Annotated in this window: 30 protein-coding genes; 2 read left to right on the top strand and 28 right to left on the bottom strand. The window is 64.9% G+C overall.

Annotated elements, in window-relative coordinates; all coding sequences use genetic code 11:
- Window positions 1–8: 8 nt before the first annotated feature.
- On the bottom strand, window positions 9–947 hold the full coding sequence (gene rarD / locus B0I08_RS12440) for an EamA family transporter RarD (protein ID WP_425433001.1): 939 nt from the start codon (window positions 945–947) through the stop codon (window positions 9–11).
- Window positions 948–1,122: 175 nt separating this feature from the next.
- Window positions 1,123–1,419, bottom strand: coding sequence for a co-chaperone GroES (gene groES / locus B0I08_RS12435; RefSeq protein WP_106213299.1), 297 nt, complete (start codon window positions 1,417–1,419; stop codon window positions 1,123–1,125).
- Between the two features lie 163 nt (window positions 1,420–1,582).
- Between groES and B0I08_RS12430 the strand changes: the two genes are divergently transcribed.
- On the top strand, window positions 1,583–2,758 hold the full coding sequence (locus B0I08_RS12430; protein ID WP_106213297.1) for a THUMP-like domain-containing protein: 1,176 nt from the start codon (window positions 1,583–1,585) through the stop codon (window positions 2,756–2,758).
- A gap of 132 nt (window positions 2,759–2,890) precedes the next feature.
- Here the strand turns inward: B0I08_RS12430 and B0I08_RS12425 are convergent, their stop codons facing one another.
- The 9 genes from B0I08_RS12425 to glmS form a co-directional block, all read right to left on the bottom strand.
- Window positions 2,891–3,817, bottom strand: coding sequence for a DUF4190 domain-containing protein (locus B0I08_RS12425; RefSeq protein ID WP_106213295.1), 927 nt, complete (start codon window positions 3,815–3,817; stop codon window positions 2,891–2,893).
- 364 nt (window positions 3,818–4,181) lie between these two features.
- On the bottom strand, window positions 4,182–4,526 hold the full coding sequence (locus tag B0I08_RS12420; protein WP_106213292.1) for a DUF4190 domain-containing protein: 345 nt from the start codon (window positions 4,524–4,526) through the stop codon (window positions 4,182–4,184).
- 193 nt (window positions 4,527–4,719) lie between these two features.
- Window positions 4,720–5,799 carry a tRNA (adenosine(37)-N6)-threonylcarbamoyltransferase complex transferase subunit TsaD gene (tsaD, locus tag B0I08_RS12415; protein ID WP_106213290.1) on the bottom strand — a complete coding sequence of 360 codons (1,080 nt, stop codon included), beginning with the start codon at window positions 5,797–5,799 and terminating at the stop codon, window positions 4,720–4,722.
- 41 nt (window positions 5,800–5,840) lie between these two features.
- Window positions 5,841–6,332, bottom strand: coding sequence for a ribosomal protein S18-alanine N-acetyltransferase (rimI, locus tag B0I08_RS12410; protein ID WP_106213288.1), 492 nt, complete (start codon window positions 6,330–6,332; stop codon window positions 5,841–5,843).
- A complete protein-coding gene (gene tsaB / locus B0I08_RS12405; RefSeq protein ID WP_106213287.1) occupies window positions 6,332–7,030 on the bottom strand; it encodes a tRNA (adenosine(37)-N6)-threonylcarbamoyltransferase complex dimerization subunit type 1 TsaB in 699 nt (232 codons plus the stop codon). Before tsaB ends, rimI begins: the two co-directional genes overlap by 1 nt.
- Entirely contained in the window at window positions 7,014–7,616 is a 603-nt protein-coding gene (gene tsaE, locus B0I08_RS12400; protein ID WP_342748178.1) for a tRNA (adenosine(37)-N6)-threonylcarbamoyltransferase complex ATPase subunit type 1 TsaE, read from the bottom strand. Before tsaE ends, tsaB begins: the two co-directional genes overlap by 17 nt.
- Window positions 7,613–8,734, bottom strand: coding sequence for an alanine racemase (gene alr, locus B0I08_RS12395; RefSeq protein ID WP_106213285.1), 1,122 nt, complete (start codon window positions 8,732–8,734; stop codon window positions 7,613–7,615). Before alr ends, tsaE begins: the two co-directional genes overlap by 4 nt.
- On the bottom strand, window positions 8,731–9,087 hold the full coding sequence (locus tag B0I08_RS12390) for a holo-ACP synthase (RefSeq protein ID WP_106213283.1): 357 nt from the start codon (window positions 9,085–9,087) through the stop codon (window positions 8,731–8,733). Before B0I08_RS12390 ends, alr begins: the two co-directional genes overlap by 4 nt.
- Window positions 9,088–9,197: 110 nt before the next feature.
- Window positions 9,198–11,048, bottom strand: coding sequence for a glutamine--fructose-6-phosphate transaminase (isomerizing) (gene glmS, locus B0I08_RS12385; protein WP_106213282.1), 1,851 nt, complete (start codon window positions 11,046–11,048; stop codon window positions 9,198–9,200).
- 117 nt (window positions 11,049–11,165) lie between these two features.
- On the opposite strand from glmS, the gene coaA reads away from it, so the two are divergent.
- Window positions 11,166–12,110 (top strand): type I pantothenate kinase, encoded by a 945-nt coding sequence (gene coaA / locus B0I08_RS12380; RefSeq protein ID WP_106213280.1) that lies wholly within the window; start codon window positions 11,166–11,168, stop codon window positions 12,108–12,110.
- Between the two features lie 670 nt (window positions 12,111–12,780).
- Here coaA and glmM read toward each other — a convergent pair.
- The 17 genes from glmM to rplR form a co-directional block, all read right to left on the bottom strand.
- Window positions 12,781–14,142: a phosphoglucosamine mutase gene (glmM, locus tag B0I08_RS12375; protein ID WP_106213279.1), complete on the bottom strand. Its 1,362-nt coding sequence runs from the start codon at window positions 14,140–14,142 to the stop codon at window positions 12,781–12,783.
- 23 nt (window positions 14,143–14,165) lie between these two features.
- Window positions 14,166–14,651, bottom strand: coding sequence for a 30S ribosomal protein S9 (gene rpsI, locus B0I08_RS12370; protein WP_106213277.1), 486 nt, complete (start codon window positions 14,649–14,651; stop codon window positions 14,166–14,168).
- Between the two features lie 50 nt (window positions 14,652–14,701).
- Window positions 14,702–15,148 (bottom strand): 50S ribosomal protein L13, encoded by a 447-nt coding sequence (rplM, locus tag B0I08_RS12365; RefSeq protein WP_106213275.1) that lies wholly within the window; start codon window positions 15,146–15,148, stop codon window positions 14,702–14,704.
- A gap of 154 nt (window positions 15,149–15,302) precedes the next feature.
- Complete coding sequence (truA, locus tag B0I08_RS12360; protein ID WP_425432999.1) at window positions 15,303–16,244, bottom strand: tRNA pseudouridine(38-40) synthase TruA; 942 nt, start codon at window positions 16,242–16,244, stop codon at window positions 15,303–15,305.
- A 155-nt stretch (window positions 16,245–16,399) separates the two neighbouring features.
- On the bottom strand, window positions 16,400–16,951 hold the full coding sequence (gene rplQ, locus B0I08_RS12355) for a 50S ribosomal protein L17 (protein ID WP_106213274.1): 552 nt from the start codon (window positions 16,949–16,951) through the stop codon (window positions 16,400–16,402).
- Between the two features lie 56 nt (window positions 16,952–17,007).
- Window positions 17,008–18,003 carry a DNA-directed RNA polymerase subunit alpha gene (locus tag B0I08_RS12350; RefSeq protein ID WP_106213272.1) on the bottom strand — a complete coding sequence of 332 codons (996 nt, stop codon included), beginning with the start codon at window positions 18,001–18,003 and terminating at the stop codon, window positions 17,008–17,010.
- Between the two features lie 278 nt (window positions 18,004–18,281).
- A complete protein-coding gene (gene rpsK, locus B0I08_RS12345) occupies window positions 18,282–18,680 on the bottom strand; it encodes a 30S ribosomal protein S11 (protein WP_106213270.1) in 399 nt (132 codons plus the stop codon).
- A 42-nt stretch (window positions 18,681–18,722) separates the two neighbouring features.
- A complete protein-coding gene (gene rpsM, locus B0I08_RS12340) occupies window positions 18,723–19,097 on the bottom strand; it encodes a 30S ribosomal protein S13 (protein ID WP_106213268.1) in 375 nt (124 codons plus the stop codon).
- A 215-nt stretch (window positions 19,098–19,312) separates the two neighbouring features.
- The gene (gene rpmJ, locus B0I08_RS12335) at window positions 19,313–19,426 is read right to left on the bottom strand and encodes a 50S ribosomal protein L36 (RefSeq protein WP_007540807.1); all 114 of its coding nucleotides are present in this window, start codon (window positions 19,424–19,426) and stop codon (window positions 19,313–19,315) included.
- 116 nt (window positions 19,427–19,542) lie between these two features.
- Window positions 19,543–19,764 (bottom strand): translation initiation factor IF-1, encoded by a 222-nt coding sequence (gene infA, locus B0I08_RS12330; protein ID WP_035834638.1) that lies wholly within the window; start codon window positions 19,762–19,764, stop codon window positions 19,543–19,545.
- A gap of 223 nt (window positions 19,765–19,987) precedes the next feature.
- On the bottom strand, window positions 19,988–20,812 hold the full coding sequence (gene map, locus B0I08_RS12325; RefSeq protein WP_106213266.1) for a type I methionyl aminopeptidase: 825 nt from the start codon (window positions 20,810–20,812) through the stop codon (window positions 19,988–19,990).
- 27 nt (window positions 20,813–20,839) lie between these two features.
- Window positions 20,840–21,457 carry an adenylate kinase gene (locus B0I08_RS12320; protein ID WP_245884785.1) on the bottom strand — a complete coding sequence of 206 codons (618 nt, stop codon included), beginning with the start codon at window positions 21,455–21,457 and terminating at the stop codon, window positions 20,840–20,842.
- A complete protein-coding gene (secY, locus tag B0I08_RS12315) occupies window positions 21,454–22,779 on the bottom strand; it encodes a preprotein translocase subunit SecY (protein ID WP_106213264.1) in 1,326 nt (441 codons plus the stop codon). Before secY ends, B0I08_RS12320 begins: the two co-directional genes overlap by 4 nt.
- 121 nt (window positions 22,780–22,900) lie before the next feature.
- Entirely contained in the window at window positions 22,901–23,533 is a 633-nt protein-coding gene (rplO, locus tag B0I08_RS12310) for a 50S ribosomal protein L15 (RefSeq protein WP_106213262.1), read from the bottom strand.
- Window positions 23,533–23,715 (bottom strand): 50S ribosomal protein L30, encoded by a 183-nt coding sequence (gene rpmD, locus B0I08_RS12305; protein ID WP_181243401.1) that lies wholly within the window; start codon window positions 23,713–23,715, stop codon window positions 23,533–23,535. Before rpmD ends, rplO begins: the two co-directional genes overlap by 1 nt.
- Window positions 23,715–24,446, bottom strand: coding sequence for a 30S ribosomal protein S5 (rpsE, locus tag B0I08_RS12300; protein ID WP_106213258.1), 732 nt, complete (start codon window positions 24,444–24,446; stop codon window positions 23,715–23,717). Before rpsE ends, rpmD begins: the two co-directional genes overlap by 1 nt.
- Window positions 24,443–24,814 carry a 50S ribosomal protein L18 gene (gene rplR / locus B0I08_RS12295; protein ID WP_106213256.1) on the bottom strand — a complete coding sequence of 124 codons (372 nt, stop codon included), beginning with the start codon at window positions 24,812–24,814 and terminating at the stop codon, window positions 24,443–24,445. The genes rpsE and rplR overlap by 4 nt, the downstream gene beginning before the upstream one ends.

The raw sequence follows: 24,814 nt of genomic DNA, 5'->3' as shown, positions 1-24,814 counted from the left end.
GCGAGCTCCTACGCCGACTGCAGCGATGCCTGGCGCCCGGCCCGACTCGCCACAAGCATGTCCACCGTCAGCACGATCAGCGCCAACCACACGATTGCGAAACCCGCCCAGCGGGCGGGCGGCATGTCCTCACCGAGCACAAAAACGCCAATCAGGAATTGCAGGATCGGGGCGAGGTATTGCACGAGTCCCAGGTGCACCAGCGGCATCCGTCGCGCGGCCGCGGCGAACAGAAGCAGCGGCACGGCAGTGATAACTCCGGTAGCCACCATCGCCGTGGTGTGCAGGGCACTTACGGTGCCGATGGTCAGCCCGGCGGTGGAACCGACGACGATGAGCATACCGATCGCGATGGGCGAGATCCACATCGTCTCGATGGTCAGCCCGCTGATCGCGTCGACCTTGCCCCCCACCCGCTTCTTCACAAGGCCATACATCCCGAACGAGCAGGCGAGCGCCAGGGCAATCCACGGAAAAGCGCCGTAGTTCAGGGCAAGCACGACAACGGCTACTGCACTGATCGCGATTGCTGCCCACTGCAGCGGGCGCAGCTTCTCGCGCAGCACGAACACACCGAGCAGCACCGTGACGATCGGATTGGTGAAGTAGCCCAACGCTGCCTCGACCACGTGTCCGCTGAGCGCGGCAAAGATGAACACGAGCCAGTTCACGAGGATGAGTCCGCCGGCCAAGCCAAGCGAAAGGGTGGTTCGGCGGTCGGCCAGAATCGCGCGCAGTCTCGCCCAGCCGCGGGTGACGCTGAGGAGGATCGCGCAGAAAACGACGGAGAACAGCACCCGCCATGCGACGATCTCGACCGCTCCCGCGGGCGCGAGCAACAAGAAAAAGATGGGAAGCACGCCCCACAACCCGTAGGCCGCCACGGCGAAGCCGAATCCCTTGCTCAGGCGATCGACGGCGGGCTGCGCGGGGGTGGTAGACACGATTTCAACACTATCGGGGGCGTGACCGCTATTGCCCGCGCGGTCGAAACGGAGGCGGGAACCGTTGTTCGCGTGGCAGAAACGCAGTGCCCCGCAAACGACACAGGCCCGGCGGAAACCGCCGGGCCTGTGTCGTGAGCCCTTGCGGGCTCTGGTGTTCGTTTAGTGAACGACGATCCTAGTGAACGACGATCGCGAGAACGTCACGCGCCGACAGCACGAGAAGGTCTTCACCGGAGTACTTGACCTCGGTTCCGCCATACTTCGAGTAGATGACCTTGTCACCCACGGCGATGTCCAACGGAACGCGGTTGCCGTTGTCGTCAATGCGCCCGGGGCCTACGGCCACGACCTCGCCCTCCTGGGGCTTCTCCTTCGCGGTGTCCGGAATTACCAGACCTGAAGCAGTCGTCTGCTCCGCCTCGACCTGGCGAATGACGATGCGATCCTCGAGCGGCTTAATGGAGACCGACACGGTTCACCTCTTCTTTCTCAGAAAACTGGGGTTAGCACACTCCCTATGAGAGTGCCAGAAACAATCATAGAGGGTGGATTGGCACTCGTTCAATCCGAGTGCCAGATCCGTTGCTCTTCGTGCCCGGTTCGGTGTGGAAGGTGCAGTGGGGAAGGATGGAGGGATGGAGTCTTCTGAGCTTGTCGAATTGCTGTCCCCCGAGGCCCTGCGCCTGCTCGACTCCCTTCCGCCGTACAGCGCGGGCACCGACGTTGTTCGTGCGGTCGCTGAGTTGCGCAAGGCGGGCCATCCGGCAGGCAGAGTCGCTGCGGTGTTGAGCCAGTCGCGCCTGCGGGCTCGCGCGGACAGCAAGTTCGGCCCGTTCGCTGCGCGAATGCTCTTCACCGAAGCGGGCCTCGAGCAGGCGACCCGTCTGAAGGTAGCTGCGCTGCATGCCGGACGATTCCAGGCTGCAGGGGTGAAGTGGGTCGCCGATCTGGGCTGCGGAATCGGGGCGGACGCCCTCGCGATAGCTGCGCTAGAGCTTGAAGTCACCGCGGTCGAGAAGGATGAAGTCACCGCGGCCCTCGCGGCGTTCAACCTCGCGCCGTGGAGCAACGCGACCGTGCGGCACGCGGACGCGACCGAGGTCGACCTCGCCGGCATCGACGGCGTGTACCTGGACCCCGCGCGGCGAGACAACGTTCGCCGGCTTAACAACCCCGCCGACTGGACCCCGTCACTGGACTTTGCGTTTGATCTCGCCAAGCGCCTGCCGACCGGCATCAAGCTCGGCCCCGGTATCGACAGGGATCTCATTCCCGAGGACGCCGAGGCCCAGTGGGTCACCGTGGACCACGACGTCGTAGAACTCGGCCTCTGGTTCGGCGCCGTGGCCCGCCCCGGGATCCGCCGCGCAGCACTCGTGCTCGGCGAGCATGGCGCCGCAGAACTGACGGCCGCCGAGGACAGCGAAGATGCGCCGGTGGGCGAACTCGGGGAGTTCATCTACGAGCCGGACGGCAGCGTGATTCGCGCGCGCCTCATCGGTCAACTGGCCCGACAGATCGATGCGCGGATGGTGAGCGCCTCGATTGCGTATCTCACGGCCGATGACGCGGTTGCGACCCCGTTCGCCACCTGCTTCCGTGTGTTGGAGACGTTCCCCTATGACGAGCGACGCCTGAAGAAAGAACTCGCACTGCGCGGCATCGGGTCACTCGAGATCAAGAAGCGCGGGGTCGACGTCGACCCCGCGCAGCTGCGCAAAAAGCTGAACCTGAAAGGCGCGAAAAGCGCCACGCTGATCCTCACGCGGGTCGCCGGTCGCCACACCGCTCTTCTCTGCGAGAGGGTCTAGCACTCACCGGCGGGCGAGACCAGTTTCTTGGCTCAGCTCAGCTCAGCTCAGCTCAACTCAGCTCAACTCAGCTCAGGCCGGGTAGCCGTCACTCAGCTCGGGTCAGGCCGGGTAGCCGTCACTCAGCTCGGGTCAGGCCGGGTAGCCGTCACTCGACACGCCTGCGTTGATCACGAACAGAATCGGGATAACGATGAGGAGAATCATGAGGACGCTGAACATGATTCCCACGTACCCGGTGATAATGCCGGTGAGCCAGAATGCCCGCGCCCGAGGCTCGCGCCGCGCGGCGATATGCCCGGTGATGACCGCCGCAATTGACGGCAGCAGCCCGAAGAAGGCGGCCGCCGAGAGAACCCCGACGATGCCGCAGACCATTGACGCGATGCTCAGCCCCTGCGGTGTCGTGGGCGCTGCCGTCATCTGCGTGGCGTACCCGTTCGCGCCCGGCGCGTAGGGGTTCTGGGAGTACGGGTTCTGCGCGTAAGGGTTCTGTCCGTAAGGGTTCTGTCCGTACGGGTTCTGCGCGTAAAGGTTCTGCCCATTGGGGTTCTGCGCGTACGGGTTTTGCGCATACGGGTTCTGCGCATAGGGGTTCTGGGGAGCGGAATTCTGAGCGTAGGGGCTCTGCGCGGATGAGTTCTGTGCGGAAGAGTTCTGCGTGTATGGATTGTGGGCGGGAGAATTGTGCGCGTCGTCTGACTTGAGCGGGAACGGCTCCCCGATGCCACCTACCCCGGGCAGCGGCTCCGTAACGTTGTCTGACCCCTTGTACGTTGCCTCCGGGTCCGCAGCGGACGGGTACGGCGCTGTGGGGTACGGCGCTGCAGGGTAGGGCGCGGTGGCGTTCTGCGATGACGGGTATGCACCTGGGCTGGCCGCGAATCCGCCGGGAGGGGCGAGAGGCGTCGGTGGTTCCCCGATTTCAGATCGAGGGAAGGCGGATGGTGCGGACCAGGTATCCCGAGGCGCGGCGGCGTCAGCGATCGGGACCGCGGTCGGCCGAGCAGTATCGCCTGCTGGCGGCGCCGACGGTGCAGCGGCCTCATCGATTGGCACTGCCGAGGAGGGCGCGGAGGGCGGCGCAGGTGGCGCAGTCGGTGGGTCAGTAGGTGGGTCAGTAGGAGGCGTCGTCGGCGGATCGGTCGGGGCAGACGTCGGCGGATCGGTCGGGGCAGACGATGGCGGGTCGACGTCAGCGTTGACGGCTGCATCGGGGTCCGGTGGCGAAGGGATCGGCGGGAGGTCTCGGTTGTTCAATGACATGATTCCCAGCTCTGTTTCTCTCGTGGTGCCTGGTTCGGCGTGTTGTCCCGACGCGATGGACCCGACGCGACTAGCCCGACGCATTAAAGCGGTCTGGATCCACGCTATCAAGCGCGGATCCAGACGAAAGGCCTTCGGGCCTATTGGTGAAAACGCGTTACGGCGCGGTCTCCATGTCGTAGGCGCTGATGCCGGCCATGAGCGCAACAATGAAGATCGCCAGAATGATGAGGTTCAGCACGATACCGGCGTAACCGGTGATCAGGCCGGTGAGCCACATGCCCTTGGCGGCGGGCTCCTTGCGCTGGCCGAGGTGGCCGAGCACAACGGCACCGATCGAGAAGAGAAGTCCCCAGCCGATGAAACCGGCGAGGACGCCGAGGATACCGGCGATGAGCGAGATGATGCTCAGAACGGGGGACTTGGCTGGCGCGCCACCGTTGGATGAGTACGGAGTCGGCTCCGGCGCGGCGTAGGGCATCGGTTCGGGATTGTTGGTCATGGGGTGCGATCTCCTTGGTACTTGCTATGGACAGCTATTCGGCGGCTACCGGGCTAATGCTGGCAGTGTGCGCGAGGCGTGTCAATTACAACCGTCAGATAGATCGGTCTACAACCGCCAGAGAGATCCCTCTCCACTCATCAGATCGATCCGTGCGAGACACGGCTCTGGCGCCAACTCCGCGGGACCGGGTTCACGCCTGGATGGTCGTGACGGGCAGCGTGGAGTCGGCAGAGAAATCGAGCGTCGACGGGGGAAACCCGGCCTGCACAAGCTGTGCTCCCAACGCCGCGATCATCGCGCCGTTGTCCGTGCAGAGCTCCAGCGGTGGGATGCGCAGTTCTACACCGGCTGCGGCGCAGCGTTCCGCCGCGAGTTCACGGATGCGGGCGTTCGCGACCACACCGCCGCCCAACAGCAGCCGCGGAATGCCGTAGGCCGCACAGGCGGCGAGTGCCTTCGTCAGCAGAATGTCGGCGACCGCCTCGCGGAAGCTGGCGGCGACATCCGCCATGGGTACGTCCTCACCGGCATCCCGCTTCGCCTCAACCCACCGCGCCACAGCCGTCTTCAGGCCCGAAAACGAGAAGTCGTAGCGGTGTTTGGCCATGTCCTTCGACTGGCTGAGCCCGCGGGGGAACCGAATCGCCTTCGGATCTCCACCCTCCGCGACCCGGTCTATATGGGGTCCGCCCGGGTAGGGAAGCCCGAGCAGCCTCGCGACCTTGTCGAAGGCCTCCCCCGCCGCGTCATCGATGGTTTCACCGAGCAACTCGACGTCGGAGACCAGGTCGCGCACGAGCAGTAACGAGGTGTGTCCGCCGGAGACCAGCAGCGCGATGGTGGGCAGCTCGATGCTGGTGCCGTCGGTGCGCAGCACGTCCGCACCGACATGACCCACGAGGTGGTTGACCGCGTAGATCGGTTTGTCCAGTGCCACCGCGAGGGCCTTGGCCGCGCCGACGCCCACCATCAGCGCGCCGGAGAGGCCGGGGCCGCTCGTGACCGCGATCGCGTCGAGCTCGGCGAGCGTCACACCGGCTTCGGCGAGCGCGGCGCGCAGGGCAGGCTCGAGCGCCTCAAGGTGGGCGCGGGCCGCAACCTCGGGAACCACTCCCCCGTAGCGCGCGTGCTCGTCCATCGACGACGTGATGACGTTGGCGAGCAGGGTGCTGCCGCGCACGATGCCGATGCCGGTTTCATCGCAGCTGGTCTCGATACCGAGGATCAGGGGTTCCTGCCTGTGGGCTACAGATCCCTGGGGGAGGATCATAGAGGCGGATGCCGCGGAGCCGGGTTTTGGGTGGACCGTGCTCATGCGCCCACCGCCGGACTCAGGCGGGGCTCGGCAATGCTCAAGCGCATGATCCGCGCGTCCACTCCGTCGGGCTGGTAATACTTCGGGCGCACCGCGATCTCCTCGAATCCGAGCGAAACATACAATTGCTGCGCGGTGGGGTTATCGGCGCGCACCTCCAGAAAGAGGGCCGTCGCGCGGCGTGCGCGCGCCTCCGCGATGAGTGCCTGCATCAGCATCCGGCCAAGCCCCTGGCGGCGAGCGGACTCGGCGACGGCAATCGTCTGGATGTCGCCTTCGCCGCTGCCCACGGGAGACAGCAGCCCCGCGTAGCCCTCGATGAGATCGGGGGTCTCGGGGTGGAACGCGACGAGGTAGTAGGTGTGTCGGTTGCCCAGGTCGGCGCGCATGGCTGAGTCGGTCCAGGCATCCGTTCCAAACGTGCTGGATTCGATTGCCATGATCGGCGCGAGGTCGTGCGAGCCCGCGACGCGCAGCTGCCAGGCCATCAGCTGACCCTTTTCGGGCCGGCGGACATGGTGACGTCCGGAGCACGCAAGTAGAGGGCGTCGGGTCCGGCGAAGGGACGCCGGTGCAGGTACAGGCTTTCGGCGAACATTCCGAGCGCCGCCGCGGAAACGGCGTCGGCGTCGAGCCGCTCGTACCGGTCGAAGCCGCCGGCGCGGCTGGAAGAACCGTCACGCCCGGTGAGTTCGGGGAGGTTCGGCAGATCGTCCGGGCGGGCCAGCCCGGGGCCGGCGACGCGGATCGGCAGTCCCTGTTCGTCCGATCCGGAATAGGCGGACCAATAAACCTCGCGGCGGCGGGCATCGCTGACCACGAGGAGCGGATGCGGAACCGCAGCCGCAATCGACCCGGGCGCACGTTTCATTCCCTCGAGCGCGGCAAAGGCGATCGCGTCGTGGCTGACCACCGGAACGACCGGTTTGCCCGCGCCGAAGGCGAACGCGCGGGCCGCAGCGATGCCGACGCGAAGACCGGTGAAGGGGCCCGGGCCCATTCCGACCGCGACACCGCTGAGAGCCGCGACCTCGATCCCCGACGCTTTCAGCGCCTCTGCGATGAGGGTGCCGATCACCTCGGAGTGGCGGCGGGTGTCGTGTTCGGAGAATTCGGCGAGCACGCCGCGGTCGCGGTCCACCACGGCGACGCTGGTTCCGGCGGAGGTATCAATTGCGAGAAGCACCGACCCACCCTAAGTCCTTCCAGCGGTCGCCGTGCCCCGTGATGGTTACCTCGCGGGGTTCTACGCCGTCGTCCGCGTCGCTGGGCTCCGTGGCATCCGCTCGCTCATCCGCACTTTCGGCGCTGTCGGAGCTCTCGGTGCTGCCCGAAAGTACGCGCGCGCCGGTGGGCCGGGCGATGTCGAGCGACAGCCAGGTGTCGGTGATTCCGTCGAGCAGGCCCGCGCCCCACTCGACCACCACGATGGAGCGGGCGAAGTCGATGTCGAGATCGTCGAGTTCGGCGGCCGTGGACAGGCGATACGCGTCGACGTGCACCAGGGGAGGCGCGGCATCGTCGAGCCGCCGGTGGGTGCGGGCGAGCACAAACGTCGGGCTGGTCACCGCGCCGCGTACCCCGAGGGCCTCGCCGAGTCCGCGGGTAAGAGTGGTCTTGCCCGCACCGAGTTCGCCGTTGAGGGTGACAAGGTCACCGGCGGCGAGCTGGCGGGCGAGCGACGCTCCCAACTCGGCCATGTCTTCGGGGGTGGAGATGGTGAGGCGCCGCACGATCCCGGAGTCGAAAGTGGGTGCCGGATCGCCGGTCACGTTGTGGTGCGGGTGACGCGGGCACCGATACGCGTCACGATTTCGTAATTGATGGTGTCGGCTGCCTCGGCCCAGTCGTCGGCCGAGGGCACTCCCGTGCTGGGGTCGCCGAAGAGCACGGCGCGGTCGCCGACCACGGCGGTGTCCTGGCCGAGATCGACGACAAACTGGTCCATCGCCACGCGACCGCTGATCTGATAGCGGCGTCCGTTGATGAAGACCGGGCCGCGGGATGATGCGTGCCGGGGAATCCCGTCGGCATACCCGAGCGGCACCAGGGCGAGGGTCGACTCCGCGGAGGTGCGATAGGTGTAGCCGTAGGAGACACCGCTGCCCTCCGGAACCCGCTTCACCGACACTATGGCCGCCGAGAGCTCCATCGCGGGCCGCAACCCGAGCGACGCCGAACTTTCGCCCTCGAACGGCGACAGCCCGTAGATGCCGATGCCACACCGCACGAGGTCGAACCGGGCCGCCGGCAGCCTGAGCGCCCCGGCGGTGGCCGCGAGGTGCCGCAGTGCAATATTTAGACCGGCGGATGTCGCGGACTCCACGAGCGCCTCGAATCGAGCAACCTGCTCCAAGTCCTCCGCTTCGCCGGTATTGGCCAGGTGGCTGAAGATGCCGCGCACCCGCAAGAGTCCCGCTCGCTCGTATTCGGCGGCACGGTCGAACACGGCGGGGCAGTCGGATTCCTCGATGCCGTTGCGACCGAGCCCCGTGTCTACCTTGAGGTGCACGTACGCCGGGGAGCCCGCCTTGCGGGCGCCCGCTGCGGCTATCCGATCGAGCTGCTCGAGCGAGCTGACGCCCAGGTCGATGTTTGCCGCGAGGGCAGCAGGGAAATCGGTGGTGGGTCCGTGGAGCCAGGCCAGCAGCGGGGCCGTGATTCCGGCTTCGCGAAGCGCGAGCGCCTCCTCGACGTCCACGACGCCGAGCCAGTCCGCACCGCCCTCGAGGGCTGCACGCGCGACAGCCTCCGCGCCGTGGCCGTACCCCCCTGCCTTGACGACAGCCATAAAGGCAGCTGGCGCGGTCGCCGCCTTCAGGGTGGCGACATTGTGCCGGATCGCACCGAGGTCCACCCGGGCCTCGCGCGTCGGGCGTGCCGAGCTCACGGTCGAGCCTCCGCGATCACGTAGGCGATTGCCACGCCCGCGTCATGCGACATAGACAGGTGCACGGTGGCGATTCCTTTCGTCGCTGCGATGACCGCGACAGCGCCATGCAGCAGAAATGAGGGGTTACCGACGGCATCGGAAACCACCTCCATATCTTGCCAGCCCACACCCGCAGAATCACCGAACGCCTTGATGAGTGCTTCCTTCGCCGCAAAGCGCCCCGCGAGCGAGCGCAGCGGTAAGACGCGTTCGGCCGGGGTGAACAGCCGCTCCAGCAACGCCGGAGTGCGACTGACGGCGCGCTCAAACCGCGCCAGGTCGACGACATCGACGCCGATACCGACGATCATCGCGTGTCCCCCGTTGCAGCGCGCGACCCGGCCGTAACACCGAGGGACGCCCCCGTCACAGCGGGCGCGACGGACGTCACCGCACGCGACTCGACCGCCCGCACCGCGAGCTACTCGACGGTGACGGACTTGGCCAGGTTGCGGGGCTGGTCGACATCCAGACCCTTCGCCATCGCCAGTTCCATGCTGAAGATATGCAACGGCACGACCGCAAGCAGCGGTTCGAAGAAGGTGCTGGCCAACGGAATGGGAATCACCTGATCCGCGAACGGGAGCACAGCGGCATCCCCCTTTTCGGCGATGGCAATGACGCGGGCGCCGCGCGCTCGGATCTCCTGAATGTTGGAGACAACCTTCTTGTGCAGGGAGTCATGGGCGCGAGGGCTCGGCACCACAACGAAAACGACCTGACCGGCCTCGATCAAGGCGATCGGGCCGTGCTTGAGCTCACCAGCGGCGAATCCCTCGGCGTGGATGTACGCCAGCTCCTTCAGCTTGAGCGCACCCTCCATCGCGATGGGGAACCCGACGTGCCTGCCCAGGAAAAGCACGGAGGTGGTGTCGGTCATGAAGTGCGCGAGCTGCCCAATAACGGTGGAATTCTCCAGCGTCTCGGAGATCTTCTCGGGAATGGAACGAAGCTCGTCGAGTTGCTCGGCGATGAACTCGGGGGTCTGCGTGCCGCGAACGCGGGCGAGGTGCAGGCCGAGCAGGTACAGCGCGGTGATCTGGGCAACAAAGGCCTTGGTGGATGCCACGGCGACTTCTGGTCCGGCGTGCGTGTAAATGACCGCCTCAGACTCGCGCGGAATCGTCGCGCCCTGGGTGTTGCAGATGGACAGCACGCGGGCGCCTTCTTTTCGGGCGTACTTGACGGCCATCAGGGTGTCCATGGTCTCGCCCGACTGGCTGATGGAAATCACCAGGGTCTTCTCATTGATGACCGGATTGCGGTATCGGAACTCGTGGGCGAGTTCGACGTTCACCGGAATGCGGGCCCAGTTCTCGATCGCGTACTTGCCCACCTCGGCGGCGTTTGCTGCAGTCCCGCAGGCGACGATGATGATGCGGTCGATGCCCGCGAGCACGGACTCGTCAAGGCCATTGAGTTCGGGGATGGTCACCACGTTGTCGACGATCCGGCCGCGGAGAGTGTTCGCAACAGCCTCCGGGCCCTCGCTGATCTCCTTCGCCATAAAGGAAGCCCAGCCACCCTTTTCTGCGGCGGAGGCATCCCAGGCGACCTCGTACTCAAAAGCCTCAACCGGGGCACCGTCGAAGTCGGTTACCAGCACGGAGTCGGGGCGGATGGTGACAATCTGGTCCTGCCCGATCTCCATGGCACGACGGGTGAAGCCGACGAACGCGGCGACGTCGGAGCCGAGGAAGTTCTCGCCGTCACCGAGACCGATAACGAGGGGCGAGTTGCGCCGGGCGCCGACGACCACGCCGGGGCTGTCCTCGTGCACGATGAGGAGGGTGAAGGCACCCTCGAGGCGCGCGACGACGCGGCGCATGCTCTCGGTCAGGTCGCCCGTGGCGCGGTATTCGCGGCCGACGAGCAGAGCGGCGACCTCGGTGTCGGTCTCGCTCTCGAATACCTCGCCGAGGTCGACCAGTTCCTGCTTGAGGGCCGAGAAGTTCTCGATGATTCCGTTGTGGATGAGGGCGAGCTTTCCGCCATCGCCCAGGTGCGGGTGCGCGTTGCTGTCGTTGGGTCCGCCGTGCGTGGCCCAGCGAGTGTGACCGATACCGGTCTGGCCGTCCGAGAGCGGTGTTGCCTCAAGATCGGACGTGAGAACCTTCAGCTTGCCCGCATGCTTGCGGGTTCCGAGGTGACCGTCACTGTCGATGACCGCGACACCCGCCGAATCGTAGCCGCGATACTCAAGCCGACTCAGTCCGGCGATCAGAACATCGAGGCTGCTATTGGGACCAACGTATCCAACAATTCCACACATGCCCCTCACTCTACTTCCCGAGCGCTGTGCGAACCGCGGAGCGCAGCGCCACTATCCGTGAGGATAGGTCACCGGTATGATTCTGACTTCTCATGTGCTGCGCTAGCGTTGACTGCAATGTCTGATTCCTCCGCGCCCAGCCACGACTCCCCCTACGTGGAGATCGACCGAAATGACTGGGCCGATCTCGCCCCGAGCACCCGGCTGCCGCTGAGTGAAACGGAATTGGTGCAGCTTCGCGGCCTCGGTGACGTGCTCGACCTGCGGGAAGTCAGCGATGTGTACCTTCCGCTCAGCCGCCTGCTGAACCTCTACGTCGCTGGAGCGCGCGACCTGCACCGCTCGACCAGCTCGTTCCTCGGCGAACGAACGCAGAGCACGCCGTTCGTGATCGGCGTCGCCGGTTCTGTCGCCGTGGGCAAGTCGACGATCGCCCGTCTGCTGCGGGAGTTGCTCGCCCGCTGGGATGACACCCCGAGGGTGGAGCTTGTGCCCACCGACGGGTTCTTGCTTCCGAATGCCGAGCTTGAACGTCGCGGGCTCATGGACCGCAAAGGCTTCCCCGAGAGCTACGACCGCAGGGCACTGCTCCGGTTCGTCAGCAAGATCAAGAGCGGGGCGAGCGAGGTGCGCGCGCCGTTCTACTCACACCTCAGCTACGACATCGTGCCCGACGCCGAAGTAGTCGTGCGCCGCCCCGACGTGCTCATCGTCGAGGGTCTCAACGTGTTACAGCCGCCGGCTCCCGGCCACCGCCTCGCGGTCAGCGACCTGTTCGACTTCACCATCTACGTGGACGCCCGCACCAGCGACATCCAGCGTTGGTACGTCGACCGGTTTATGTCCCTGCAGCGTGGCGCATTCACCAACCCACAGTCCTACTTCCACCGATTCTCCACGCTCAGCGAGGAAGAGGCGGGGGCCCGCGCGCGCCAGGTCTGGAAAGACATCAACGAACCGAACCTGCTCGAGAACATCCAGCCGACCCGCGCGCGGGCGGACCTGGTGCTGCGTAAGGGCTCGGATCACGCCGTCAGCAGCGTGCTCCTCCGAAAGATCTAGCCGATCGAGCCAATGACGCCTCCGACCGGCCGTGACTCCACCACCTCCCTCCGAGAGGCCAGATGGCGAGGCCGCCTCGTGTCCACCGGCCACTTCTCGACCCGGCGCTTCATCGACCGGCCAGTCGCGTCGCCATTTCCTGTTGGCGTGGGTCGATTCCTGTCCCCTGGGTGGGCCGGGTTTGAGGAACCGGTCGGCAACTGGCCACTGGGTGCGCCCGATCACTCGAGGCCCGTCGGCGCTGGCCGCTGAGTGCGCCCGATCGCGTCGGTTTGGGCCACCTCGCCCCTCCTGGTGCCCCAGTCGCACGGGACTCGAGGTAGGGGCGGCGCACGGGCGAAGACGGCCGACCCCGAACGCGCTGGCTGTGTGACGGTGCCGCCCGAGCCAATGCTCGCCAGATTGAAACATCCCCCTGACCGGCGTTATTCGTCAGCTGTACAAGATCGCTCTCGACAACGGCCCCGTGGGTCCGTAGATTGGTGCCAGGTCGACGAAGATGGAGGGATTTCGTCGTCCGATGGGGGTATCGATCGAGTTCGTCGGGAACTCCCACTGGATTTTGGGGGCGGAGGGTTTTTGACGGACTCGATCCTCCCACTACCACTGCGTGCATTTTCCGCACTTCACAGCACTCACGCCTAGTTAGACCGGCGCCAGAGAGTCCGCGCTAGAGCGCCAGGCGCTCGCGCACGACGTCGGCCAGACCGGCAGCAATGTCGTCCGCCGTGGACTGCTCCTCGGCCTCGACCATGACGCGCACCATCGGCTCCGTGCCCGACGGGCGCAACAGCACGCGGCCGCTGTCACCGAGGGTCGCGGTCACCTCAGCCACAGCGGCGGCGATGTGCTCGTCTGACGCGAGGCCGTGGTGGTTCACTCCGCGCACGTTGACCAGGGTCTGCGGGTACACCGTCATGATGGATGCCAGCTCCGCCAGGGTCTTGCCCGTGCGAGCCATCTCGGCCACAAGGTGAAGTCCCGTGAGGATGCCGTCGCCTGTGGTCGCGAAACGGGTCATGATCACGTGGCCCGACTGCTCGCCCCCGAGCGACAAGCCCTGGGCGTTGAGCTCTTCCAGCACGTACCGGTCGCCGACCTTGGTCTCGACCATCGAAATGTCGTGGGCTGCCATCGCGCGCTTCAGCCCGAGGTTGCTCATGACTGTTGCGACCAGTGTGCGGTTGACGAGTGCGCCCCGGTCCGCCATGGCGACGGCGAGGATGGCCATGATCTGGTCACCGTCGACGACAGCGCCGGTGTGATCCACCGCGAGGCAGCGATCCGCGTCGCCGTCGTGAGCGATACCGAGATCGGCACCATGCTCGAGCACAGCACGGGCGAGGTTGTCGAGGTGTGTTGAACCAACGCCGTCGTTGATGTTCATACCGTCGGGGTCAGCACCGATCACGGTCACCCGTGCGCCGGCATCCGTGAATACCTGCGGCGATACGCCGGCCGCGGCGCCGTGGGCACAGTCAAGAACAACGTGCACGCCGTCGAGGCGGTTCGGCAGGGTCGACAGGAGGTGGACGATGTAGCGGTCCTCGGCGTCGGCGAAGCGACGGATTCGGCCCACATCACCACCGGTGGGCGCAAGCTTTGGCGCGGACATGGCCGCCTCGATGCGGTCCTCGACCTCGTCCGGAAGTTTCGTGCCACCGGAGGCGAAAAATTTGATGCCGTTGTCGGGCGCGGCATTGTGCGAGGCGGAAATCATCACGCCAAGGTCGGCCCCGAAGTCGCCGACGAGGAACGCCGCCGCGGGGGTCGGTATGACGCCGGCGTCGTAAACATCGACACCGGAACTGGCGAGTCCCGCCGACACTGCTGCCGACAGGAACTCACCGGAAACGCGGGGGTCGCGAGCGACGACCGCGATCGGGCGGCGGCCAGAGGCACGCCGCCCGTCTGCAACTCGGCCTTTGCCGAGCACGACGGCTGCCGCCTGGGCAAGCCCAAGCGACATTTCGACCGTGAGCTCGCTGTTGGCGAGCCCACGGACGCCGTCCGTGCCAAATAACCGAGGCATGATGGCCGGCTACTCGGCGCTGACTAGCGCTTCGAGAACTGCGAAGCCTTGCGGGCCTTCTTGAGACCGGCCTTCTTGCGCTCGATGACGCGAGCGTCACGAGTGAGGAAGCCAGCCTTCTTGAGGATCGCGCGGTTGTTCTCGCGGTCGATCTCGTTCAGCGAACGGGCGATGGCGAGGCGCAGGGCACCGGCCTGGCCGGAGGGGCCACCACCGTTGATCTTTGCGATCACGTCGTAGCTGCCCAGCAGGTCGAGGACCTTGAACGGGTCGTTGATGAGCTGCTGGTGAAGCTTGTTGGGGAAGTACTCCTCGAGCTGGCGTCCGTTCACCGTGAACGTGGTGCCGCCGGGGATGAGGCGCACGCGGGCGATTGCCTCCTTGCGTCGTCCCACGGCTGCGCCGGGAACGTTGAGAACCGCGCGAGGAGCCTTGGGCGCCTCGGTTGCGGGGGTCTCGGTCGTGAAGCTCTCGGGAGCTTCCTCGATGATGTCTGCGATCTTCGCCACGTCAGTGAATCCTTTTAGTCTTTATTCGCGAAAAGTCTGGCTGGCCGGCGCTACTGAGCGACCTGGCTGAGGGTGTACGGCTTAGGCTGCTGCGCCGCGTGAGGGTGCTCGGCGCCGGCGTAGACCTTGAGCTTCAACAGCTGGGCGCGACCGATCGAGTTCTTGGGGAGCATGCCGCGGACGGCCTTCTCGACCGCGCGGGTCGGGTGCTTCTCCAGCATCTCGGCGTACGTGGTAGCGCTGAGGCCACCCGGGTAACCGGAGTGACGGTACAGCTTCTTCTGGGCGAGCTTGGAGCCGGTAAGGGCAATCTTGTCGGCGTTGATGATGATGACGAAGTCACCCATGTCCATGTGAGGAGCAAAGGTGGCCTTGTGCTTGCCGCGAAGAAGGATTGCGGCGTGGCTGGCGAGGCGACCGAGGACGATGTCTTCGGCGTCAATGATGACCCAGTCGCGCTGAACATCAGCGGGGGTGGGCGAGAACGTACGAGTCACAGCTGTACTGCTTTCTTAGTCGAAATGAGGCGTTCGTGAATCCCACTCCGTGGAAGGTTCCTCGCTAAGAAAAGCGGAGGAACGATGCCGGTGGAGGGCTCAACTTCGGGTGTAGCGCATAGAACGCAGGCACCAAGGATCTACATTAGACCGTTCACCCCTCGGGGTCAACTATCAGAGGGCGACGACGACGGGTCAGCTCGGCGCGCTCGGCCAGATCTTTATCATCGGGGTACCCCACCTCGGTCAGAACGAGGCCCTTGGCCGGCATTACCTTGAACTCACTCCCGCGCACCTTCTCGTCGCGAATCGCGGCGGGCCTGTCCATGGGGAGATTGTTCTGCCCCGCCGAGACGCAGGCGCCCACGAGCGAGCGCACCATGCTGTGACAGAACGCATCGGCTTGCACGCGGGCGACGAGAATCCCGTCATCCTGGCGGATCCAGCTGAAGTCCTGCAGGGTGCGCACCGTCGTCGCTCCATCGCGCGGTTTGCAGTACGCCGCCCAGTCGTGCAGGCCGAGCAGGGAGCTCGCGGTCGCATTCATCACGTCGACGTCGAGAGGGGCTGGGTACCAGAGGGTGCGGTGCCGCTCCAACGGGTTTCGTGGAGCGTTGGTATCCGCGATGCGGTACTCGTACCGGCGCCAGAGTGCCGAAAAGCGCGCGTCAAAACCGTCGGCCGCGATAGCCGAGCGAGACACATACACGTCGCTGTCCAGGCCAGCGATGCCGTTGATCCGGCGGCCGAGCGACGCGGGACCGTCGTAGCGTTTGCCGGCCAGCCCCCCTCGGCGCGGCCGATCGAGGCTCGTGAGTTGTTCGGGGGTGAGATCGACGTGGGCGACCTGGCCGGTCGCGTGAACCCCCGCATCCGTGCGCCCCGCGACGGTGAGCTGAGGGATCGGCGTGAACCGACGAAAAACAATCGCGAAGGCGTCTTCAATGGCCCCCTGCACGGTCCTCAGCTCGGGCTGCGCGCCCCACCCGTTGAAGCCGCCGCCGTCGTACGCGATGTCCAGTCGCAGACGGGTGAGCGAGTCATCCTTGTCCGGCACCTCGGGCGCGTTGAGGGTAACGGATTCTTCGCTTTGCACCGCGCAAGTCTATGCCGCCGCGCGAGTCTGCCTCGTCGAGGGCGGGCGAGCGGATGCCGCGGGGCGCGACCCACCGGACACAGAAATGGCCCCGTCCGAAGACGGGGCCATTCACGGTTGCGGGTAATGCTGGTGGTGCTGGGTTGTGCGAGTGACTACTTGGCGTCCGTCGCGGGAGCGTCCTCGACGGGAGCCGCAACGGCCTCGTCGGTGACGGTCTCCTCGGTGGGGGCTTCGTCGGTCGCTTCGGACGGTGCCTCTGCGGCCTCGTCCTCGACGACTACCTCAGAGGTGCCAGCAGCAGCAGCGGCCGCTGCAAGCTTCTTGGCGCTCTTCGGCTTCGGGTTGACGGGCTCGAGGACGAGCTCCATCTGAACCATCGACGCGTTGTCACCCTTGCGGAAACCAAGCTTTGTGATGCGGGTGTAACCACCCTCACGCAGCTCGACCAGGGGCGCGATCTCGGTGAAGAGCTCGTGCACGACGGTCTTGTCGCCGATGGTCGCGAGAACGCGACGGCGAGAGTGCAGGTCGCCCTTCTTTGCGAAGGTAACCAGCTTCTCGGCTACCGGACGAAGGCGCTTGGCACGCGTCTCGGTGGTCTTGATGCTCTTGTGGGTGAACAGGGCAGCCGCGAGGTTCGCGAGCATAAGGCGCTCATGCGCCGGCCCTCCGCCGAGGCGGGGTCCCTTGGTTGGTGCAGCCATTGTTATTTCTCCGTAAGTGTTATGAAGTCGTCAGACAGATCGAGGCCGACGAGGAATTAGTTGGCGGTCTCTTCTTCGTCGTACCCGCCGTAGAAGTGAGCGCCGTCAAAACCAGGAACCGTGTCCTTGAGTGACAGGCCCATCTCGACGAGCTTGTCCTTGACCTCATCCACCGACTTCTGTCCGAAGTTGCGGATGTTCATGAGCTGCGTCTCCGACAGGGCGACGAGCTCGCTCACAGTGTTGATGCCCTCGCGCTTGAGGCAGTTGTAGCTGCGCACGGACAGGTCGAGGTCTTCGATCGGCATGCTGAGTTCGCTCGAGAGAACGGCGTCGACCGGAGCCGGACCAATCTCGATGCCCTCAGCGGCGGTGTTGAGCTCGCGAGCCAGGCCGAACAGCTCGGTCAGCGTGCGACCGGCGGAGGCGATGGCGTCACGAGGTGTGATCGCGTTCTTGGTCTCGACGTCGACCACGAGGCGGTCGAAGTCGGTACGCTCACCGGCGCGAGTTGCCTCGACGCGGTACGTGACCTTGAGGACGGGCGAGTAAATGGAGTCGACCGGAATCTGGCCGGCTTCGCTGAACTCGCTGCGGTTCTGAGTCGCCGAAACGTAGCCACGGCCACGCTCGATGGTCAGCTCGAGCTCGAACTTCGCCTTGTCGTTCAGCGTCGCGATGACGAGGTCCGGGTTGTGGATCTCGACGCCGGCGGGCGCAGAGATGTCAGCAGCGGTGACCTGGCCAGCACCCTGCTTGCGCAGGTAGGCGGTGATCGGCTCGTCGTGCTCGCTGGAGACAACGAGGTTCTTGATGTTGAGGATGACCTCGGTGACGTCTTCCTTCACACCGGGTACGGTGCTGAACTCGTGCAGAACACCATCGATGCGGATGCTGGTTACAGCAGCACCGGGGATGGACGACAGGAGCGTACGGCGAAGGGAGTTGCCGAGCGTGTAGCCAAAGCCGGGTTCGAGGGGCTCAATGACGAATCGCGAGCGGAACTCGGAAATGTTCTCTTCTGAAAGAGTGGGGCGCTGTGCAATGAGCACTGGTTGTTCCTTTCGGCAAAGTGTCCGCTATATGACACTTGGGCTCGACGGGCGGCGAACCCGTCGTTTGTGTGTTGAGTTGTGAGGAAGCTGGTCGAGCGGTGAGGCAAGATCCGTGCGGAACGAGCGAGGCCGAAGGCGGTAACCGGGCCCCGGATCATCCATCTGAATGAATGAAAGAGGCTTCGATTACTCGCCTTCGGCGCGTAGCTCGACCCGTCGTCGATCTAGTTCCGTGAGGAAACTAGCTCCCGGAAGGAGACAGTTCCGCGGAAGGACTAGACGCGGCGACGCTTCGGCGGACGGCAACCGTTGTGCGCCTGCGGGGTGACGTCGCTGATGACGCCGACCTCGAGGCCAGCGGCCTGAAGTGAGCGGATTGCGGTCTCGCGGCCGGAGCCGGGTCCCTTGACGAACACGTCGACCTTCTTGACGCCATGTTCCTGCGCCTGGCGAGCCGCGGACTCCGCGGACAGCTGGGCTGCGAACGGGGTCGACTTACGCGAACCCTTGAAGCCGACCGTTCCGGACGAAGCCCAGCTCAGTACGGCACCGGTCGGGTCCGTGATGGTGACGATGGTGTTGTTGAACGTGGACTTGATGTGGGCCTGGCCCACTGCAACGTTCTTCTTCTCTTTACGACGCGGCTTACGAGCGGCCGATTTTGGTGCTGCCATGATGTTCTCCTAAAACGTGTATGGCGATACGAGCAGTGCTCGCTATCGGGCCTTCTTCTTGCCGGCGACGGTGCGCTTCGGACCCTTGCGGGTACGAGCGTTGGTCTTGGTGCGCTGTCCGTGTACGGGGAGCCCGCGACGGTGGCGAATACCCTGGTAGCTGCCGATCTCGACCTTGCGGCGGATGTCGGCTGCAACCTCACGACGAAGGTCACCTTCTACCTTGAAGTTGACTTCGATGTAGTCACGAAGTGCGATGAGCTGGTCATCGGTGAGGTCCTTGACGCGAATTTCTCCGCTGATCTCAGTGTCCGCGAGCGTCTTGAGGGCGCTCGTACGGCCAACACCGTAAATGTAAGTCAGTGCGACTTCCACGCGCTTGTCGCGCGGGATGTCTACGCCTGCTAGACGTGCCATTATGGCTTCTCCTGTGAGTGGGTGGAGGTCTGTAGCAGCACCTGTGCCGTGGCCTCCAACCACGGGTGTCCCCCGGCCCCTCCTTCGAGGAGCCGGGATCTGGCGTTGCTATCGTGCTTTGTTTGTTGCGCTAGTGCAGTGATGCGCCAGCGCGGTGATGCGGTGTAGCGGTGTAAATCTTGATGCAGCCTGACGACCGCAAGAAGTGCTCCTGCTTAGCCCTGGCGCTGCTTGTGGCGCGGGTTTTCGCAGATGACCATCACGTTGCCGTGGCGGCGGATGACCTTGCACTTGTCGCAGATCTTCTTGACGCTGGGGTTGACCTTCATTGTGGTTCCTTGTGCTCGCTGTCTTCGTACCCGCAGGATGCCGCGGGCCGTTACTTTCCAGCAGTTACTCCGGCACACATCGCGGCTTCAAAAGAAGCCCCGGTGTAGGTGAGGAGCTACTTGTAGCGGTAAACGATCCGGCCACGGGTCAGATCGTAGGGGCTCAGTTCTACGATCACGCGGTCCTCGGGGAGGATGCGGATGTAGTGCTGACGCATCTTGCCCGAAATATGGGCAAGCACTCGGTGGCCGTTGCTCAGTTCAACGCGAAACATTGCGTTGGGCAGAGCTTCGACTACTGCGCCTTCGATCTCGATGACACCGTCTTTTTTTGCCATTGCCTCTTCGTCGCTATAAGTTGGTTGTGCTGGTCTTGCGTGGATGATGGCGTCTCTGGGCGTGCGAAAACAGGCCTGAAACACCAAAGATCAAGCTTAGGTCATTAAGGGTAGTTTCGCCAAGTCCGCCCTATACTTTGTTCCCGCGCATCGAGGGAACGACGCGCCGACGTCGCCCAGGTGAGTATCGGTCAGCAAAGAGGACCGCACGAGAGCCAGCACGTCAGCGCAGTGCGCGCGGTGTCACTCCGTAGGCTGCAAGCTTTTCTGCGCCCCCGTCGGCGGCGGTGAGTACCCAGATCCCGCCGTCGTGCACGGCGATGGAGTGCTCCCAGTGCGCGGCATCCGATCCATCATCGGTCACCATGGTCCAGTCGTCCGCGAGCACGTGGGTATCGATCGACCCCAGTGTGACCATCGGCTCGATCGCGACCACCAGGCCAGGCTTGACCCGCGCCCCGCGGCCCCGGATGCGGTAATTGAACACCGGCGGCTCCTCGTGCATGGAGCGCCCGATGCCGTGACCGGTGAAGTCTTCGATGATCCCGTAGGGATAGCCCGGCTCGGCGCCCGAGTCGATCGCGTCCTCGACTGCTGCACCGATCTCGTTCACGTGGGAGGCGCGGGACAGCGCTGCTATTCCCGCCCACAAAGACTGCTCCGTGACATCCACCAGCCGCTGCCGACGCATCTGGAACTCGCTCGGGCCCGCGCCGCCCACCACGACGGAGAATGCGGCGTCACCGTTCCAGCCGTCGACCTCGGCGCCGCAGTCGATCGAGACCAGGTCACCCGCGGCGAGCGGACGATCGGTGGGGATACCATGCACCACCGCGGAGTTCACCGAGGCACAGATCGTGTGGCGGTAACCGGGCTCGAGAGCGAAGTTAGGAATGCCTCCACCTGCGCGGATGACCCGCTCGGCGATGGCGTCTAACTCGAGTGTCGTGACGCCGGGAGTGATCGCCTCGCGAACCGCGTCAAGCGCCGCAGCGGTCAACAGCCCGGGGGCCACCATCAGCCGCAGCTCGTCCGGCTTTTTGTACATCGCTCGGTCCGACACCGGCGAGATGCCCTAGGCCTTCTCGAGTGGAGCGATGCCGCGACCGGCGAGAGCAACCTCGATGCGCTCGGTGACGTCATCCACCGTTCCGATCGCATCGACGGTCACGATGAGACCGCGGTCGGCGTACACGGCGATGAGGGGTTCCGTCTGCTGGCTGTAGACGGTGAGGCGATAACGGATGACTTCTTCCGTGTCATCCGCTCGTCCCTGCTCACCCGCCCGCTTCAACAGGCGTGCGACGACAAGCTCAGGGTCGGCGACGAGTTCGATTACCGCGTCAAGCTGGGCATCATGCCCGGCCAGGATGTCGTCGAGCTCGTCGACCTGTTGCGGCGTGCGCGGGTAGCCATCGAGGAGGAACCCGCCCTTGACGTCGTCTTCGGCGAGGCGACTACGCACCAGCGAATTCGTGAGGCTGTCTGGCACAACGTCTCCGCTGTCCATGTAGGACTTGGCGACAAGGCCGAGCTCTGTTTCGTCCTTGACGTTGCTGCGGAAGATATCCCCCGTCGAGATCGTCGGGATTCCGTAGGCCTCCGCGAGGAGCGCCGCCTGGGTTCCCTTACCCGCGCCGGGGGGCCCGATGATGAGCAGTCGCAGGGCGTCGGTCGCGCTGCGGCCGCTCAACGAAGGAGACCCTCGTAGTGACGCTGCTGCAGCTGCGAGTCGATCTGCTTGACCGTCTCGAGACCCACACCGACGATGATGAGGATGCTGGCGCCGCCGAACGGGAAGTTCGCGTTGGCGCCGACCGTCGACAGGGCGATGAGCGGGATCAAGGCAATGATGCCGAGGTACAGCGCGCCGGGGAGGGTGACGCGGGTCAGCACGTAGTCGAGGTAGTCGGCGGTCGGGCGGCCGGCGCGGATGCCGGGCACAAATCCGCCGTACTTCTTCATGTTGTCGGCGACCTCTTCGGGGTTGAAGGTGATCGCGACGTAGAAGTAGGTGAAGCCGACGATGAGCAGGAAGTACAGCGCCATGTAGAACGGGCTGTCACCCGACACGAGGTTGTTGCTGATCCAGGTGACCCAGGCCGCGGGGGTCTCCCCCGCCGCCGGCTGGTTGAACTGCGCGATGAGCGCGGGCAGGTAGAGCAGCGATGAGGCGAAGATGACGGGCACAACGCCGGCCATGTTCACCTTGATCGGGATGTAGGTGTTGTTGCCGCCGTAGGTTCGACGACCCACCATCCGCTTGGCATATTGCACCGGAATGCGGCGCTGGGACTGTTCGACGAACACCACCGCCGCCATGATGACGACTCCGACGGCGAGAACCATGATGAGGATCTCAACTCCGCGGGCCTGCTGGATGCTGAGCAGCGCACCGGGGAACTGGGCGGCGATCGAGGTGAAGATAAGCAGCGACATACCGTTGCCGATGCCGCGCTCGGTGATGAGCTCGCCCATCCACATGATGAGGCCGGTGCCAGCGGTCATGGTGATGACCATGAGCATGATCGCGTACCAGGCGTCATCGGTGATGAGCGCGGTGCACTCGGGCACACCGGTGGTGGTGCCGAAGAGGGCGCCGCTACGGGCCACGGTGATGAGGGTGGTCGACTGCAGAACGCCGAGGGCGATGGTGAGGTAACGCGTGTACTGCGTCAGCTTCGCCTGGCCGGTCTGGCCCTCCTTGTAGAGGGTGTCGAAGTGGGGGATGACCACGCGCAGCAGCTGCACGATGATCGACGCCGTGATGTACGGCATGATGCCGAGGGCGAAAATGGACAGCTGGAGCAGGGCTCCACCGCTGAAGAGGTTGACCAGCTCGTAGAGGCCGGTCGTTCCTGCGTTATTTGCCAGGCAGGTCTGGACGTTACCGAAGTCCACGAAAGGGGCCGGTACAAACGATCCGAGACGGAACAGCGCGACTATGCCGAGCGTAAATCCAATCTTCCGTCGAAGATCGGGCGTGCGAAAGATTCGCGCGACAGCTCTAAACACAAGGCCTCCTGCTAGTTCCGGTTGGGGGGTGGGGGGAGTCGCCGCGCATTGCACGACGACTCCACACCGAACACCTGTGACGGCACGATTTCTCGTCCGAACACAACGCTATCGCGCTTCGTTACTTGACGGAGCCGCCTGCTGCGAGGATCTTGGCCTCGGCGGAGCCGGAGACCTTATCCACAACAACGTTTAGCTTAACCGCAATGTCACCCTGGCCAAGAACCTTGACCTTCTCGTTGTCGCGAACGGCGCCCTTGGCGACGAGGTCACTGATCGTGACCTCTCCACCGGTCGGGTACAGCTCGGCGAGCTTGGCGAGGTTGACGACCTGGTACTCGACGCGGAACGGGTTCTTGAACCCGCGCAGCTTCGGGGTGCGCATGACGAAGTTCACGCCACCGCCCTCAAAGCCAACACGCATCTGGTAACGAGCCTTGGTTCCCTTGGTACCGCGACCGGCAGTCTTACCCTTCGAGCCTTCACCGCGTCCAACGCGGGTCTTGGCCTTCTTGGCGCCTGCGGCGGGACGAAGGTGGTGCACCTTGAGAACCTGCGGGCGGGGAGCGACGACGTCCGAAACGGACGCCTTCTTCGCCGGCGCAGCCTTCGTGGTGGTGGCGGCCGTCGTGCCAGCAGCTGCCTGCGTGGACGAAGCCTTGGCCTTGGCCGGAGCCTTGGCCTTTGCCGGTGCCTTGACCGCGGTGGCCGTAGCCTTCGCGGGTGTCTTCTTAGCTTCCTTCTCGTCAGCCATTAGTCAATCTCCTCGACCTTTACCAGGTGAGCAACGGTCTTCACATAGCCGCGGTTCTGCGCGTTGTCCTCGCGGATAACGACATTACGGATGCGGTGAAGACCCAGGCTGCGAAGCGTGTCGCGCTGGTTCTGCTTCTCACTAATTTTGGACTTGATCTGGGTAATCTTCAGGCGGGCCATCAGACACCTGCCTTCGCGGTTGCCAGGGCGCCGCGCGCCTCTGCATCGGCACGAACCAGACGGGCGGGCGCGACATCTTCGAGCTCGAGGCCACGACGCGCGGCGACCGCGCGAGGCTCCTCAAGCGCCTTGAGCGCGGCGACCGTGGCGTGCACGATGTTGATGGTGTTCGACGAACCGAGCGACTTGCTCAGAACGTCGTGGATGCCGGCACACTCCAGTACCGCGCGAACCGGGCCACCGGCGATTACACCGGTACCGGGAGCTGCGGGACGGAGGAGTACGACGCCGGCAGCGGCTTCACCCTGCACGGGGTGCGGGATCGACGCTGCGACGCGGGGAACGCGGAAGAAGTTCTTCTTCGCTTCCTCAACACCCTTGGAGATCGCGGTCGGCACCTCGCGGGCCTTGCCGTAGCCGACACCCACCAGTCCGTTGCCGTCTCCGACGACGACGAGAGCGGTGAAGCTAAAGCGACGACCACCCTTGACGACCTTGGATACGCGGTTGATGGTGACGACGCGCTCGAGGAACTGGCTCTTCTCAGAGTCCCTCGAACCACGGTCACGGTTCGGGCTGCGCTCACGGCCACCACGACGAGCCTCGCGAGGCTCGTTGGTGGTGTCGGTAGCGGGCGCATCGACGACTGCAGCCGTAGCAACGGCCTCAGCAGTGACGACGACGGGTGCTTCGGCGGCCACGTTCTGCTCCTTGTTGGTTTCGGTGCTCACAGGTCTAGTCCACCCTCTCGAGCTCCCTCGGCGATTGCAGCTACGCGACCCGCGTACTTGCTACCACCACGGTCAAATACGACGGCTTCGACACCGGCGGCCTTGGCGCGCTCGGCGACGAGTTCGCCAACCTTGCGTGCCTTGGCGGTCTTGTCACCATCGAAGGTGCGCATGTCAGCCTCAAGCGTTGATGCGGATGCCAGGGTGAAACCCTTGCTGTCATCAACAACCTGCACGAATACGTGACGGGCCGAACGCGTGACGACCAGGCGCGGGCGCGCCTCGGTGCCAATGACCTTCTTGCGAAGACGAGCGTGCCTGCGGCCCTTTGCGGCCGACTTGCTCTTGCCTCTAGTTCCGAGACCCAT

The organism is Glaciihabitans tibetensis (genome assembly GCF_003003265.1).
Classification (GTDB): domain Bacteria; phylum Actinomycetota; class Actinomycetes; order Actinomycetales; family Microbacteriaceae; genus Glaciihabitans; species Glaciihabitans tibetensis.
The sequence above is the reverse complement of the archived record's forward strand: the minus strand, read 5'-3'. Positions and strand labels throughout refer to the sequence as shown.

Excerpts from the sequence above, each read along its gene's own strand:
- B0I08_RS12420 (WP_106213292.1), bottom strand. The coding sequence starts at position 4,526 with ATGACCAACAATCCCGAACCGATGCCCTACGCCGCGCCGGAGCCGACT.
- rpsM (WP_106213268.1), bottom strand. The coding sequence starts at position 19,097 with ATGGCACGTCTAGCAGGCGTAGACATCCCGCGCGACAAGCGCGTGGAA.
- infA (WP_035834638.1), bottom strand. The coding sequence starts at position 19,764 with ATGGCAAAAAAAGACGGTGTCATCGAGATCGAAGGCGCAGTAGTCGAA.
- glmM (WP_106213279.1), bottom strand. The coding sequence starts at position 14,142 with ATGCCTCGGTTATTTGGCACGGACGGCGTCCGTGGGCTCGCCAACAGC.
- coaA (WP_106213280.1), top strand. The coding sequence starts at position 11,166 with ATGTCTGATTCCTCCGCGCCCAGCCACGACTCCCCCTACGTGGAGATC.
- rplR (WP_106213256.1), bottom strand. The coding sequence starts at position 24,814 with ATGGGTCTCGGAACTAGAGGCAAGAGCAAGTCGGCCGCAAAGGGCCGC.
- tsaD (WP_106213290.1), bottom strand. The coding sequence starts at position 5,799 with ATGATCCTCCCCCAGGGATCTGTAGCCCACAGGCAGGAACCCCTGATC.
- glmS (WP_106213282.1), bottom strand. The coding sequence starts at position 11,048 with ATGTGTGGAATTGTTGGATACGTTGGTCCCAATAGCAGCCTCGATGTT.
- rpmD (WP_181243401.1), bottom strand. The coding sequence starts at position 23,715 with ATGGCCCGCCTGAAGATTACCCAGATCAAGTCCAAAATTAGTGAGAAG.
- rpsK (WP_106213270.1), bottom strand. The coding sequence starts at position 18,680 with ATGGCAGCACCAAAATCGGCCGCTCGTAAGCCGCGTCGTAAAGAGAAG.
- rplQ (WP_106213274.1), bottom strand. The coding sequence starts at position 16,951 with ATGGCTGCACCAACCAAGGGACCCCGCCTCGGCGGAGGGCCGGCGCAT.
- rimI (WP_106213288.1), bottom strand. The coding sequence starts at position 6,332 with ATGGCCTGGCAGCTGCGCGTCGCGGGCTCGCACGACCTCGCGCCGATC.
- map (WP_106213266.1), bottom strand. The coding sequence starts at position 20,812 with ATGTACAAAAAGCCGGACGAGCTGCGGCTGATGGTGGCCCCCGGGCTG.
- rplO (WP_106213262.1), bottom strand. The coding sequence starts at position 23,533 with ATGGCTGACGAGAAGGAAGCTAAGAAGACACCCGCGAAGGCTACGGCC.
- B0I08_RS12390 (WP_106213283.1), bottom strand. The coding sequence starts at position 9,087 with ATGATCGTCGGTATCGGCGTCGATGTCGTCGACCTGGCGCGGTTTGAG.
- B0I08_RS12430 (WP_106213297.1), top strand. The coding sequence starts at position 1,583 with ATGGAGTCTTCTGAGCTTGTCGAATTGCTGTCCCCCGAGGCCCTGCGC.
- rpmJ (WP_007540807.1), bottom strand. The coding sequence starts at position 19,426 with ATGAAGGTCAACCCCAGCGTCAAGAAGATCTGCGACAAGTGCAAGGTC.